Below are 14,877 nucleotides of genomic sequence, written 5' to 3'. Positions count from 1 at the left end.
GATCGAGTGATATCCAGCGATGGAATTCGGGGATACAATGATGCAATCATCTTATCGATTCTTTCCAAAGATGATTCCTATGGATACGACATTTCAAAACAGATACGTGAAAAAACAGATTCGCTCTATATCATTAAGGAAACAACATTGTATTCTGCATTCACACGTTTGGAAAAACAAGGATTGATCCGCTCGTATCCTGGAGAAGTGACTCATGGAAAGAAACGCACCTATTATCAAATCAGTGAGGCAGGAAGAGAATTTTTAGAAGTAAAAAAACAAGAGTGGCAGCAAACAAAAATTGTTGTTGAGCGCTTTTTACAAGGAGGAGCAAAATGAAAACCATCCGGGATTATTTAGATAGTTTGTTTTTGAATGTACCCACCACGCCAGAAACAAAGAAAGCCAAAGAGGATTTGGCTGCGATCATGGAAGACCATTACCATGAATTGATTGAACAAGGAAAAAGCGAGCATGAAGCAATCGGGGCTGTGATCAGTGAATTTGGATCAATTGATGAGTTGCTTCAAGAACTGCAAGTAGCGCAGTCAGAAGATACTGCAGAAGAAGCCTGGTTAGATGCTATTACAATCGATGAAGCCTTTGATTTTTGGGGGAAGATTCGCCGTTTTGCCTTCTCACTTTCTTTAGGTATTGCGTTATGTATCGCTTCTCTTGGAATATTTCTCTTTTTTGCCAATGAAATCGATAGTGGCTTAGGACTATTAGTCATGTTCATGTTTGTTGCATTGGGCGTGGGCTTTATTATTACCTCCGGCTTGAACTATTCTGCATCAAAACGAAAATTAAACGATCGTCCATTTGATCAAGAAGTAAAACAAGAGGCGCGGAAGCAATTGGAAGATTATGAAAAGAGTTTTCGATTTGGTCTGGTGCTAGGGATTTCTGCATGTATTCTGTCGGTGACACCCTTTTTCTTGATGGAAGCTATTCTTTACATTCCCAGTGGTTTAGCTTTAGGACTGTTTTTTGCGGCAGTTGCATTAGGAGTATTCTTTATCGTCTATGTCAGTATCATCCGCACAGGATTTGCCAAAATGGCCGATGGCGTTTACTTTATTTCTAATGAAGATGAACCCGGACCACGGGCAGCGCAACACATTTATGGAGAATCCGCAGGAAAAGTTCGCTTTTTTAATACGGTTTATTGGCCAGTGATCCTTGTGGTTTACTTCCTCTGGTCATTTTCAACAGGAAGCTGGGCCTATTCATGGGTAATCTTCATCTTGGGTGGGGTTTTTCAAGATTTCTTTTTGCCTCATCAGAAAAATAAGCGCTAAGGAATTTCTTGAAATAGTTTTTGATAAACATCTGAAAGATCCGAGGTTCTGCTAGAGCAGAAGAGAAGTCCTTCAGGTGTTTTTCTTATCGGTTTGGACAAATAAAAACTTTTCACTTTGATGAATTTGACAAAGTGAAAAGTGACTTAAAGTTATTGAGAAAATATCCTTGTAAATGAGAATGAGTAACCTTGAGGATATAATTGTTAGAAAAGTGAATCTATTTATTTTCCCAGAAATCATTTTAAAATGAAAGTGAAACGCTCATTTATGAGGAGAAATTCATTTTGTTTAAAAAAATGCAAAGAGACTATTGCAATTCCACTGGCTTTAGACTAATAATTAAGAGAGATTATTCTCAAATAATAATTCTAATTGGAGGAATCGCTATGTCATTAATTGGAAAAGAAATTGAGTCATTTGAAGCACAAGCTTATCACAACGGAAAATTTATCGACGTTTCATCTGAAGATTTCAAAGGAAAATGGAATGTGGTTTGCTTTTACCCAGCAGATTTTTCATTTGTATGTCCAACGGAATTAGAAGATCTACAAGGTCAATATGCAGCATTGAAAGAACTAGGAACTGAAGTTTATTCTGTTTCGACAGATACTCACTATACCCACAAAGCATGGCATGATCACTCTGATGCAATCAGCAAGATCGAATACATTATGGTTGCTGACCCTTCTCACACGATCTCTCGTATTTTTGATGTACTGGATGAAGAAAGTGGCCTTTCGCAACGAGGTACTTTTATTATCGATCCTGATGGCGTTGTTCAAACGGTTGAAATCAATGCGGATGGAATTGGACGCGATGCTAGTGGATTGATCGACAAAATTCGTGCTGCCCAATACGTCCGGACACATCCAGGTGAAGTTTGCCCAGCTAAATGGAAAGAAGGAGAAGACACCTTAACACCAAGTCTTGATCTAGTTGGAAAAATATAGGAGGTTGACATGGCTTTAGATAATGGAATTAAAGAACAACTGAAACAGTATCTGGCAATGCTGGAATCTGAAATTGTTTTCGCAGCTAGTCTTGGTACTGATGACGCCTCACAAAAGGTTCGTGATTTCTTAGAAGAAATCGCAGAAATGTCCGAACGTATTACGATCGAAGAAGCAACTGCAGATCGGACACCCAGCTTTACAATTATGCAACCAGGTATCGACAGTGGCATTGCTTTTGCAGGTCTTCCACTCGGGCATGAATTTACTTCATTTATTTTAGCTTTATTGCAAGTTAGTGGCCGGGCGCCAAAGGTCGAACAAGCGATTCAAGACCGTATCAAACAAATCTCTCAGCCTTTGCATTTTGAGACATATGTTAGTCTGACGTGCCATAATTGTCCGGATGTCGTACAGGCGTTGAATATCATGGCTGTCTTGAATCCGAATATCAGTCATACGATGATCGAAGGTGGTATGTTCAAAGCGGAAGTAGATGCCAAAAAAATTATGGCCGTACCAACCGTCTTTTTGAACGGGGAAGAATTCGCTAGCGGTCGTCAGACGATCGAACAATTACTTGAACAAGCTGCTGGTCCGACTAGCAAAGACTCGTTTGCAGATAAAGACCTGTTTGACGTGTTGGTCGTAGGGGGCGGTCCAGCGGGTGCAAGTGCTGCTGTCTACGCTGCCCGTAAAGGGATCAATACAGGCATGGTGGTGGAAACTTTCGGTGGTCAAGTGATGGAAACATTAGGAATCGAAAACATGATCGGTACACCTTACACAGAAGGACCGAAATTAATGCGTCAAGTGGAAGAACATGTCAATGAGTATAATGTAGATGTCATGAAAGGACAACGTGCCAAAGATATCCGCAAAAATGAATTCGTGGAAGTGGAATTAGAGAATGGTGCTGTGTTGAAAACAAAGACAGCGATCCTTGCCACTGGTGCACGGTGGCGGAACATTAACGTTCCGGGAGAGCAAGAGTTTAAAAATAAAGGGGTCGCTTATTGCCCTCACTGCGATGGTCCGTTGTTTGCTGGTAAAGAAGTGGCAGTTATTGGTGGCGGTAATTCTGGTATTGAAGCAGCGATTGATTTGGCAGGTATGGCAAAACATGTCTATGTATTGGAGTTCTTGCCGGAATTAAAAGCAGACCTTGTTTTACAAAAACGACTAGCAACATTGGAAAACGTGACGGTCATCACCAATGCTGCTACCAAAGAAATTGTGGGTTCCGATCATGTGGAGCAGCTGACTTATGTGGATCGGCAGACAAATCGTGAAGCCACTTTAGCTGTGGAAGGCGTCTTTATTTTGATTGGCTTGATGCCGAATACAGAATGGCTGAAAGATCGAGTGGCTTTGAATGAACGCAATGAAATCATTGTCGACAAACATGGAACTACAGATCTTGCTGGAGTTTTTGCTGCCGGAGATTGTACAGACAGTGCCTACAAGCAAATTATTATTTCGATGGGTTCAGGAGCAACAGCAGCGTTAGGCGCATTTGATTATTTGATTCGCCAATAATCAAATGCGGACTGATCCTTTAAATAGGTACAAGGAATGACTGCAACGCCGTTTACCAAGTTGATTCATTTTTGATCCATGATCATTGCAACTGATGGCTGAACTTCAGTCAAATAGTTGCCAGTTGATTGGGTCTCGATGGATCGATGGCAAATGGCTGTTGCAGTTTTTTTGTCCTGAAAATAACGAGAAATCTCTAACTAAAAAAGGCAGCGATTCAATGAGCTGTGAGAAAACAGGGGAATTAGTCAATTGCTTAAAGATGTTTAAGAATAATTAAAGAAAAACACAAAATTGCGGAATTCAGTTGTCATCATGAGGAACAAAAGGTAACATTCAGGATGAATAAAAATAACGGATAACCTTGTTAGGTGAGGCTCCTATACAAACATAAGCTATTGCGCAGAAACGTCGAAAGACGCCAATGTGTAAAACAGGAATTGTCGGATTAAGGCTCTTCATAAAATAGCTAAGAAGAAATAAATACTACTAATTTGCTTCTTCTTTACGTTGTATAGTGCCAAAACTCGGACGATGAGATTGCTTGCGAAGTCGAACGTCTTGAGAGAAGTTTGGCTTTTTTTCTTTTCTTGAGTATGTTTCAAAACGTAAATGGATAAAATAAATAACGTCTGAAATCACCTGCTCCAAGGGAAGGAGTGGACGATATGAGTAAAAAGAGAAAGATCGATTGGTTACTTATCACAGCTTATTTGCTGTTGAGTATCATCGGTCTTTTAATGATTTATAGTGCAAGTTCTTACCGGTTGATGACTGCTGGGGGTGCACCGGCCGCGTTGTTCCAGCGACAACTGATTTTTCTGCTGTTGAGTTGGGGAATGATTCTTTTGATTCAAAAAACCCGCGTCGAAATTTTTTTAAGCAAAAAGTTAGCTGTGGGACTATTGGCCTTTGGCATTGTCATGTTACTGTTGGCCTACCTGCCATTTTTCGGGGTATCAGTTAACGGTGCTCAGCGCTGGATTTCGATTTTTGGTATTCAGTTTCAGCCTTCAGAAATAACAAATGTCGGTATGATTCTTTATTTGGCAAACTATTTTAAGGACAAACGATCTTTCAATGAATTAAAAAAGCCGCTCTTTCTCTTATTTCTATGTTGTGGGCTGGTTCTAATGCAGCCTAAAGTTGCAGGAGTAATGATTTTACTATTTTTGGCTTTTGTTATGATCACGACTGTTCAAGTGCCAGTCAAAGTCACATTCCTGCTATTTACTGCACTGATTTCCAGTTTATTTCTTTTAGGAGGTGCGGTCCTCTTTTTAGGACAACACGGCTGGTTACCACAATTCTTCATGCATGTATACAACCGGATCCAACTTGTTGGAGATCCATTTTCTGACCCATATGGTCAAGGTTTCCAAATGATTCATTCCTATTATGCATTATTCAATGGCGGATTAAGCGGGTTGGGTTTAGGCAATAGCATCACGAAAAAAGGGTTCTTACCCGTTGCGGAGACAGACTTCATTTTTTCGGTATTGGTAGAGGAGCTTGGCCTTTTGGTAGGGATTTTTGTAATTGGATTATTATTTCTAATTGTGTTGCGCCTGTTTATTCGTTCGGCAACAGCTATTGATTCACAAATAGGCTTGATTCTATTAGGAACTGCCACATTGTTGTTATTGCAAACAAGTATCAACATCGCAAGTATCTTAGGGTTAATGCCTATGACAGGGGTTCCTTTACCATTTATTAGTTATGGTGGCTCCAGTTACTTTATTCTTTCGTTTGCTTTTGGTATTTGCCTCAAATTGGAAAGAGGGAGGGAAGCAAATGAAGTACTTCAAACGACATGAAGTGAATTATGCACTGATTCTACCGGTTTTCTTACTTTTTTTATTGAGTATTGCGGTTCAATATGGTGCCAGTGTGCTGGATGGCATTGATCCGGGACCGGTTGTTGTGCGGCAACTCTTTTTTTGCATCATTGCCGCAATCGCATTGTTTGCGGGCAGTTTACTTTCGACGACTTTTTTATTGCGGTTCTCTGGCATCTTTTATGTTCTTTCTCTAGGATTGATGACATTATTGTACTGGTTTTATGATCCCGTCATGTTTGAGTTGACCCATACAAAACGTTGGATCCGAATCGGCAGTTTCACATTGCAGCCTTCTGAGATTATGAAATTGGCTTTTGTATTGTTTATGGTGTATCTCACACTCTTATATGAAAAAAGACAGATTCAGCGAACAATCAAATCTGACTGTTTCTACATTCTAAAAATAGTGCTTTATAGTTTGCCGACTTTTCTATTGATGTATATGCAACGGGACTTTGGTACTAGTTTGGTTTTCATCGTAATGCTCGGCGCACTATTTGTTATTTCCGGTGTCCATTGGAAACTGTTGACAGTAATTTTTACGGTATTGGCTGTGGTTGGCGGACTGTTATTGCTATTAGTCTTTACTGATTGGGGGAATACGATGTTGTTTCGATTGCATTTTAAACCCTATCAATTGGATCGAGTCAAAGCTTGGGCAGATCCTTTTGCTTATCAAGACTCGATTGCTTACCAACAAGTACAAAGTATGTGGGCAATTGGTTCAGGTGGTCTCCTCGGGGCAAGTGACACGCACATTCCTGTCTACGTTCCTGTGCGTGAATCCGATATGATCTTTACAGTCATCGGAGAATCATTTGGATTTTTAGGCAGTTCATTAGTGATTTTTCTCTATTTTTATTTGATTTATCAGATCATTTTTGCAGCATTGCGGACAAATAATAAAGCCTCGGTCTATCTATCGATCACGTTTGTTTTTGGTTTGGTCTTTCAAATTTTTGAAAATATCGGGGCGGCGATTGGATTACTGCCTTTGACGGGTATTCCACTACCATTTCTGAGTCAAGGTGGGACCTCGCTGATTGCAGTTGGTCTCTCTTTAGGCATTATTTTTGGGCTGGAGAAGGCGTATGCCCCGAAAAAAACTTTCCCAATAAGTTAAAGGAGTTTACTAAAATGTTCAATCGAACTCGTCGGATGACGGTCAGTCTTAGCTTTATTGCATTGTTTTTTTTATTGACGATCCTAGTCTTGCATCAGCCACACTGGTTTCAAAGGATGGACCGACTCTTTTGGAATTTGCCTCAGATGCGCACTGCTTTAGGAGACCAAATCATGTTGGGCATCGCTTCGACTGCTACAATCCTACCAATAACTGGTTTATTTCTGCTTTTGGGCATCTATTTATGGAAAAAGCAGCAACGAGTTTGGGCAATCTGGGGAATAGGAAATCTGATTGTGGTGAGTGGTATCGGTCAAGTGATGAAATGGCTGATTCAGCGGCCACGCCCAGTCCTAGAAGCTGGGATGGTTCGCGATTCATACAGCTTTCCCAGTGGCCATACCCTGCTAGCTGTTACACTGGTGACTACCTGTTTGCTTTTCACTAGATTTTTGTTTAAGAAAAAAGGTCTGTTGGCTATCCTCGGCGGCTCTTTCATTCTTTTAGTAATATTTTCCCGCTTTTATTTAGGCGTTCATTACCCAAGCGATACCCTCGCAAGTATCTGTTTAGCAAGTGGGATCACTTTGATGACTTATGAATGGACTGAAAGGATTCTTACGAGTAAAAGTAATAATTTATCCGATAAATTCAAGCAAAGGAGAAGACCATGACGAATGGAAAGAAAGTTTGGCTGACGCTTTTGGTTAGTTTAACACTGCTTGTGACCGTTGGAACAGTCTATGCGCTGCGCATCGTTCTTCGTGCAGAACAAACGGTTCAAACCATGCACGCACCGATTAAAGGGCGAGAAGCAACAGTAATTGAAGAGGTAGAACCCCTAAGTCTGCTCCTTTTGGGTATCGCAAATGATTCAAAGCGAAAAACAGACTATCGTGCGAACACGATCATGATCGTGACATTGAATCCAAAAAATAAGCGGACATCCATTACAAGTATTCCTCGTGATGCTTATGTAGAGATTGTTGGTAAAGGTTTCAAAGATAAAATCAATCATGCCCACTCATTTGGGGGCGCCGAAATGATGATCGCTTCGATCGAACAATTTTTACAGATCCCAATTCATCATTATTTCTCGATCAATATGGATGGCATGGTAGATCTTGTAGATGCGATTGGCGGAATCACAGTTTACAATGATTTTGAGTTTACGGCTGAGAAAATTCATTACCCAGAGGGGGAGCTTCAATTAGATGGTTGGGCAGCACTTCAGTATACTCGGATGCGTAAAGATGATCCAGAAGGGGATTATGGCCGGCAGAGACGACAACGACAAGTGACTGAGCTCCTCGCTAAAGAATTGCTGTCTCTGTCAAGTTTGTTCCAGTACCAAGAGCTCATGTCGATCGTTGGAGAAAACGGCCAAACGGATCTCACTTTTCAGCAGATCTCACGATTAATAACGAGTTACCAGTCTACCCTAACAACAGTTGATCTCTATCAAATACAGGGGACAGGCTTTACGGGAGATGGATTGCAAGGAGAAGCAGGGATTTCTTACCAAGCAATCTCTGATGAGGAACGACAGCTAGTGATCCAGCGATTACATTCTGAATTGGATATGCAAACACATAATGAACCGGCAAAATAGATGATGTTGACAATTCGATCATAGATATACTAAAATAAAGAAAATCGTTCAAAAAAAGAAAGAGGTCTCTTGATGAGTGTCTTAGGTATCTAACCAGCAAATTTAAACAAATAAACAATACTAAGTTTATTTGTTGTGCCTGCAGATACCGATCAAAATCGTTATTGATAAAAACAGGTGATGGGGAACTGTCACCTTTTTTGTACACTTTTTTTGAACGTGGAGGAGAGACGTTTCACGGGCACAAGAAAGGACCTCATATGAATATCCCACAAGAAACTGAATTTGACACAATTAAAACAACTGTTAGTCAACGAATCCTTAGTGATTATGGCAAGCAACGATTTGCCGAACAACAACCGGCCTCTTCTATTCATTCCGCTAGAAAAAGACTAGCGGAGACAAAAGAAGCAATGGCCCTCTTAGGCTCTGGGCAACAAGTACCATTCATGGGCCTGTCTGATATTTTGCATCATACGACAAAAATCGAAAAAGGCTTGATTTTAGAGCCGAGAGAATTGATCGATTATGGAGACTTTTTACGGTCTTTTCGATTGATCCGTCAGATGTTTGAAAAAAACCAGTGGCAGACACCGCGGCTTACTGGCTATGCGCAAGGATTAACGGATTTTTCAGACACCGCACAAACAATTTTTGACAAAATCCGAAATGGCCGGATTGACACCGATGCCAGTCGTGAACTTAGGAAAATCCGGGGACAAATAGCCAAGCATGAAGCAGAATTGAAAAAAGTCTTTTCAAAGTTTTTGCAAGATCCACGACTATTACAAGATGCACGAATCATTCAAAAAAATGATCGCTACACACTACCTGTGCGCTCCGAATTTCAACATCAGATCAAAGGGCAGATTATTGAACGCTCCAATAAACGGGCAACAGTTTTCATTGAACCAGAAGCAGCGATTCGCTTGAACGATCGCTTGATAATGGCCAAAGCAGAGGAGACTGCCGAGGAGTATCAAATTTTAGCTGGATTGACTGGACTGCTTGCAGAAAACTTAACAGAAATTTTTACCTGTCTGGATGTATTGGTTGAATTGGACATCATCTTTGCTCGAGCAAAATACTGTCGTGAAATTCATGGTGTTCCGCTAGAAATCAATGAAGCAGAAGTAATCGACTTACAGGAAGTTCGACACCCATTGTTAGGAGCAGCAGCAGTTCCTCTGTCATTACAACTTGGTTACGATGCTCGCTGTCTGGTGATCACAGGTCCCAATGCCGGTGGGAAGACGGTGGTGTTAAAAACTGTGGCACTGGTTTGTGTGATGGCGCACTATGGTCTCTTTCCTTCACATGCTGGGGGAAGTCAGGTTCCATTTTTGAAAAATCTGTGGATGGATATTGGGGATCAACAAAGTTTAGCGAACGCATTAAGTACCTTTTCGGGACATATGAACAACATTGCCCAAATCGTCAAGCATGCTTCACGGCAAAGCATTGTATTGCTGGATGAGATCGGCAGCGGAACAGAGCCAAATGAAGGAGCTGCTTTAGCGATTGCGATCATGGAAGCCATCTATCATTCAGGTGCGCTTTTGATCGCTACTACCCACTATGGGGAAATCAAACAGTTTGCTATTGATCATCAAGATTTCCATACGGCTGCAATGGCTTTTGATCCAGAAACATTGACACCTAAATATCGGCTGCTTTCTGATGCTGTGGGTACCAGTAATGCCTTTTGGATCGCAGAAAAGATGTCAATCTCTAAAGAAATCGTTGCTAAAGCACAACGATACTTAGAAACGAAACAGTATCCAACGGAAAAAGCAGTATTTAAAGGCATCCAGAAAGAACGACAGCAAGTATCCGTGGCTACTTTAAAAAAAGGCGATCGCATCTCTTACACAGAGACAAATCAAACGGGCTTGTTTTATGCCTATTTAGAAAGCAGTCAAGCACAGATTTTGCTGGATGAATCATTGGTTATCGTTCCCACTAGAAGAGTCAAGCTTCTGATGTCTAGAGAAGAATTATATCCAGCAGGGTATGACTTGGAGAGTCTGTTCCATTCATTTGCAGAACGGAAATTTAACCGAGATATCGACCGTGGATCGAAGAAAGCGCAAAAGAAATTAAGAAAACAAGCACAGGAAAGGCAAGCATTTGCGAAAGGCGACGGCGCGCAAACGTAATTGATCGCAGGAAATAAGCTAGCGAAGATAACTTTCAGTAAAAATCAAGCTATTTTGCAACAATACGCAAGTGTTTCCAATAATGGTAGAAATAGCGCTAGAAATGCAATAAATATATAGGATGCTCACAGCAAAGGTCCGAAAGAGGGGAAAGAGATGATAGAAACAACGCGTTTAATTTTAAGACATTGGCAGAATTCTGATGCCAAAGAGTTGTTTGAGTTGGCAAAAGATCCTGCTATCGGCCCAAGAGCCGGCTGGTCGCCGCATCAATCTGTGGCAGAAAGCGAAACAATTATTACGGATGTTTTTAACACGAATGAAACGACTTATGCTATTTGTCTGAAAGATGGCATGCCGATTGGCAGTATTGGTATTATGCCAATCAGCAAAGAATTTATGCTCCCGCCTGCAGTTGAAGTAGGCTACTGGATCGGGAAAGCTTACTGGGGACAAGGCTATACAGTGGAGGCGTTGACTGCGATCCTTGCTGATCAGTTTGCCAGGGAACCGAAGCTAACGGTTTGGGCAGGCTATTATGATGGTAATGAACAATCTTGGCGCGTCCAACAGAAATGCGGTTTTGTCTATCAGTTAACTCAAACAGTCGAGGTTCCTCTGTTAAATGAACAAAGAAAAGAACACTTTACTAGCCTCACTTATAACCAATGGCTAGCTGTCTCAGAGAACGGCCAAGGAACAGCAATTCAAAAGAAAGAAAACAATTCATCAACGATTCACTATAGCAAACACCTTCCAGAGGACCCACAACAAATCCTTTCGTTGTATCAAGATGCTGGCTGGTCCTTGTATATTCGCGAACCAGAAGTCTTGTGGGCAGCACTTCAGCAATCCCACATGATCACTGCTTGGCAGCAAGAGCGCTTAGTTGGTTTGGTGCGAGGAATAACGGATCAGCAAACGATTTTGTATATCCAAGATTTACTCGTATTGAAAGAATTCCAGCGGCAGGGAATCGGGCAAACGTTACTAAAAAAAATAGTAGGAGACTACCCGAAAATTCGTCAAAAAATTTTATTAACTGACGATACGAAAAAAACGCGGGCTTTCTACGAAGCTTGCGGGTTCCAAACAGTGGAGAAAAGTCATGCGGTCGCCTTTTTATATGCCGCTAACAAAGTTAGTGAAGGTCTATCTTCCTAATAAATAATAGGAAAAGAAGTAGGAAAGTAAACAGGGAAGTAAGTAGGTAAATAAGTAAGAAAAGAAGTAGGAAAAACTAGTGGCATAAGTCTTAACCAAGAAGACACACTCGATCACTAAAGAAGCCGTCCTCTGGATGTCGTCTTATAATGGCTGATCTTGACTGTTGTGATCGAAGGTTTATCAGACTGATGCCACTAGTTTTTTTGATCGTAGCAAGGACTTGTCTCTAGCAAACCTCTTGTTTCGTTTTTCTAGCGGGAACTCAGAAAACGTCAAATTTAATAACATTAATGAAATAATTTTATTGAAATTTTGTTTTTGTGACAAAAAAATCGGTTAAGACATAGTGAATATGCTAAACTAGTAATGATTGTTTAACAAAAAAACAGGAGGTTTTTCTTTGGAGCTATTAAAAAAGTCGAAATTATTTGCAGTACTTGTGTTTATTTGTTTGGTGGGACTAGGCATATGGATCTATTCAAATATTCTGTTTGTCTTCCGACCGCTAGAAGCCATTTTTGCTAGTGTCTTTTTACCCGTTTTGATTTCTGTATTTATTTTTTATATCTTTTTGCCTTTTTTCAATTTGATCAAAAAAAGGAGCAGCAATCAACATCTCGCTCTTTATGTCACATTGCTTCTGATCCTCTTTGCTGCTTATTTAATCATTCAGGTGATCGGTCCGGCACTGATTAACGAAATGGCACGTTTTATCAATCAGATTCCTTACATCATCAACAGAATCATTGACAATATCGATCATTCTTCTTTTGAGGAATTATTTGGTCCACTGTTAGATTCATTGGATATCAACCAAATCAGTAATCTCGCTGCTCAGTTTATCACTGGGGCTACGAATAGTCTGACAAGTTTGGTAGCAATCGTCTCTCATTCAGCGATTGTTTTGTTCACGATTCCGTTGCTATTGGTTTATATGTTTAAAGATGGACATAAGGTTCCTGATCTTTTGGTCTCGAAAGCACCAAAAAAATTTCGCTCTCTTATTCTGCAGTTGTGTCAAGATTTTCATCAAGCTGCTTCAGCATATATTAGCGGAAAGCTACTTGTCTGTTTGTATGTTGGCGTCTTCAGCTATCTAATCTTTACATTTTTAGGCTTGCAAAATGCCTTGTTACTAGGCTTAATCTGTGGTGTTCTAGATATCATTCCGTATTTTGGTCCTTTTATCGGCGCGGCACCAGCATTCTTGTTTGCTCTGAGTCAAGATATGAAAACAGCAGTCTTGTTAGTTATTGGCATTACGATCATTCAATTTGGCGAGTCGTATGTTGTTTCACCAATCGTCATGAATAAAGTGCTACATATCCATCCTATCATTGCCGTCTTCTTATTATTGATCGCCGGGAATTTATTAGGATTTGTAGGAATGATCGTTGCGCTGCCGGTCTATTCGATCGTGATGGCCATGGCAGGCACTTTGACCCGCTATTATCAACAGCAAAAACATGTAAAGCAAGAAGGAAAAGAAAATGAAAATCGTTGAATATGCAGGGGACAAAGAAGATTTTGTACTAGCAAAAATAATACGGACCTCTTTTGATGCAGATACCGCATGCCATTTGGGGGCAGACAAACGAGACGGTCCATCTGGCTATCATAATGGAGAATTATTGAAACGAGTGAAGCAAGATCCAGATCTCAGTCTTTACCTGCTGCAAGAAAATGGCATTATTGGTTTGATTGTGGCAAATCCTAGTAAACACCAGATTTGCTACTTTTGTCTCGACCCTGATTTTATTGGTAAAGGGGTTGGGACTCTTGCTTGGCAATTATTTGAAAAACGATTTCCCGTCGATTACTGGATACTAGAAACACCAGCATATTCCCTTAGAAACCAGCGCTTTTACGAAAAAAATGGCTTTAAAAAAATTGGTGAAAAATGGTATAGTAAAGACCTATCCTATATCTACCAAAAAAAATTTTGATAAAATCGCAAAGTGAGGGAAGGCTATCATGAAAGTCTTATGGAATGAAGAGATCGTTGATCGACAAGAGGTTCAAATCGATATCGAAGACCGCGGCTACCAGTATGGAGACGGAATCTACGAAGTTATTCGCATTTATCAAGGGAAAATGTTCATGGCCGAAGAGCACTTGCAGCGACTAGAGAACAGTGCCGCTAAAATAAAAATGACATTGCCTTATGAAACCACCATTCTCAAAGACAGATTACGTTCATTGATCGACATTGAGGGAATCACTGACGGAGAAGTGTATTTGCAAGTGACAAGAGGGGTTTTAAGTCCGCGAAATCATGTTTTTCCTCCTCAAGGGACGATAAAAAGTGTCCTTACTGCAAATGTTATTCCATTCCATCGTCCAGTGGACATGCAGCGTAATGGTCTTCAAGCCACATTAATCCCTGACCAGCGTTGGCTTCATTGTGACATCAAATCATTAAGCCTTTTGGGGAATCTGCTCTCTTTAGAGGAGGCTCGGTCCAATGGTTATGATGAAGCACTACTGCATCGAGAGGGCTTTTTTACGGAAGCTTCCGCTTCAAATTTATGGTTTGTTTCCAAAGGAACGGTGTATACGCATCCGGATGGCAATCTGGTTTTACCTGGGATCACAAAAATGAAAGTTTTAAGCTTGTGTCAGGAATTGAAGCTACCAGTTAAGGAAGAAGCCGTTGCGATTGATCGATTAGCAGAATTTGATGAGTGTTTTATTACCAATTCTGTCTGGGAAATCGTGCCAATTGTTGGTATCGATGGTCATCCGGTGGGAACTGGACAGCTAGGAGCTGTGACTGCTAAACTACAACAAGCGTATATTGAAGCAACCAAAAAGAACTGACTCCAAACAATACACCCACCTGAGATAGAAATCCCCCTAAGAGTTAGCTGACTAGCGACCTCTTAGGGGGATTTTACCATTTAGTAGATGTTAGTTGAAATAGGAATCAGAGACGTGCTAGCAGAACACTTAGTTTTTTCAAGTTTCTGTTTCATTCAGCCACGTCGTTTACTGTGCTTAGCAATCAATTGTTGGGCGTTTCATGTTGTCAAAAATGGTCTTACCAGTCTTGGGGATTCCATAATTTACTGTCCAACTCGCCTTGCTTCAGTTGAATTCGTGTTTGTTGTTGTGTCAAAAGCACTTCTAATTCTTGCAAGAAGGCTTTCTCATGATAATTGAGTGTCTCCGCGGTTTGTTCT

At 40.7% G+C, this 14,877-nt stretch carries 13 protein-coding genes, 1 pseudogene and 1 riboswitch; all 14 genes and pseudogenes read left to right on the top strand.

Features of this window, described 5'->3' with window-relative positions; all coding sequences use genetic code 11:
• The first annotated feature begins 6 nt into the window (after positions 1–6).
• The 14 genes and pseudogenes from AB5Z52_RS09050 (at position 7) to dat (ending at position 14,515) form a co-directional block, all read left to right on the top strand.
• Entirely contained in the window at positions 7–339 is a 333-nt protein-coding gene (locus AB5Z52_RS09050; protein WP_003126735.1) for a PadR family transcriptional regulator, read from the top strand.
• On the top strand, positions 336–1,301 hold the full coding sequence (locus AB5Z52_RS09045) for a permease prefix domain 1-containing protein (protein ID WP_003126734.1): 966 nt from the start codon (positions 336–338) through the stop codon (positions 1,299–1,301). Before AB5Z52_RS09050 ends, AB5Z52_RS09045 begins: the two co-directional genes overlap by 4 nt.
• Positions 1,302–1,690: 389 nt before the next feature.
• On the top strand, positions 1,691–2,254 hold the full coding sequence (gene ahpC, locus AB5Z52_RS09040; protein ID WP_003126733.1) for an alkyl hydroperoxide reductase subunit C: 564 nt from the start codon (positions 1,691–1,693) through the stop codon (positions 2,252–2,254).
• A gap of 9 nt (positions 2,255–2,263) precedes the next feature.
• A complete protein-coding gene (ahpF, locus tag AB5Z52_RS09035; protein ID WP_368266884.1) occupies positions 2,264–3,793 on the top strand; it encodes an alkyl hydroperoxide reductase subunit F in 1,530 nt (509 codons plus the stop codon).
• Between the two features lie 356 nt (positions 3,794–4,149).
• Positions 4,150–4,339: riboswitch (M-box (ykoK) riboswitch) on the top strand.
• 122 nt (positions 4,340–4,461) lie between these two features.
• Entirely contained in the window at positions 4,462–5,610 is a 1,149-nt protein-coding gene (locus AB5Z52_RS09030; protein ID WP_368266883.1) for an FtsW/RodA/SpoVE family cell cycle protein, read from the top strand.
• On the top strand, positions 5,588–6,757 hold the full coding sequence (locus tag AB5Z52_RS09025; protein ID WP_034704412.1) for an FtsW/RodA/SpoVE family cell cycle protein: 1,170 nt from the start codon (positions 5,588–5,590) through the stop codon (positions 6,755–6,757). The genes AB5Z52_RS09030 and AB5Z52_RS09025 overlap by 23 nt, the downstream gene beginning before the upstream one ends.
• A 14-nt stretch (positions 6,758–6,771) precedes the next feature.
• Positions 6,772–7,431 (top strand): phosphatase PAP2 family protein, encoded by a 660-nt coding sequence (locus AB5Z52_RS09020; RefSeq protein ID WP_003126728.1) that lies wholly within the window; start codon positions 6,772–6,774, stop codon positions 7,429–7,431.
• On the top strand, positions 7,428–8,369 hold the full coding sequence (locus AB5Z52_RS09015; protein ID WP_117474636.1) for an LCP family protein: 942 nt from the start codon (positions 7,428–7,430) through the stop codon (positions 8,367–8,369). Before AB5Z52_RS09020 ends, AB5Z52_RS09015 begins: the two co-directional genes overlap by 4 nt.
• 260 nt (positions 8,370–8,629) lie before the next feature.
• On the top strand, positions 8,630–10,528 hold the full coding sequence (locus AB5Z52_RS09010; RefSeq protein ID WP_034704410.1) for a mannonate oxidoreductase: 1,899 nt from the start codon (positions 8,630–8,632) through the stop codon (positions 10,526–10,528).
• Between the two features lie 156 nt (positions 10,529–10,684).
• A pseudogene (locus AB5Z52_RS09005) lies at positions 10,685–11,104 on the top strand (GNAT family N-acetyltransferase); the annotation flags it as partial.
• 159 nt (positions 11,105–11,263) lie between these two features.
• Positions 11,264–11,692: a GNAT family N-acetyltransferase gene (locus AB5Z52_RS09000; protein ID WP_029487399.1), complete on the top strand. Its 429-nt coding sequence runs from the start codon at positions 11,264–11,266 to the stop codon at positions 11,690–11,692.
• Between the two features lie 403 nt (positions 11,693–12,095).
• Positions 12,096–13,199, top strand: coding sequence for an AI-2E family transporter (locus AB5Z52_RS08995; RefSeq protein WP_003126723.1), 1,104 nt, complete (start codon positions 12,096–12,098; stop codon positions 13,197–13,199).
• On the top strand, positions 13,186–13,641 hold the full coding sequence (locus AB5Z52_RS08990; protein WP_003126721.1) for an N-acetyltransferase: 456 nt from the start codon (positions 13,186–13,188) through the stop codon (positions 13,639–13,641). The genes AB5Z52_RS08995 and AB5Z52_RS08990 overlap by 14 nt, the downstream gene beginning before the upstream one ends.
• 28 nt (positions 13,642–13,669) lie before the next feature.
• Positions 13,670–14,515 carry a D-amino-acid transaminase gene (gene dat / locus AB5Z52_RS08985; RefSeq protein WP_003126719.1) on the top strand — a complete coding sequence of 282 codons (846 nt, stop codon included), beginning with the start codon at positions 13,670–13,672 and terminating at the stop codon, positions 14,513–14,515.
• Positions 14,516–14,877 lie beyond the last annotated feature (362 nt).

Source organism: Enterococcus sp. RTP21361st1_A6_RTP21361_211029 (genome assembly GCF_040910045.1).
Lineage (GTDB): Bacteria > Bacillota > Bacilli > Lactobacillales > Enterococcaceae > Enterococcus_D > Enterococcus_D gallinarum.
This window is presented reverse-complemented; position numbering and strand designations above follow the sequence as displayed.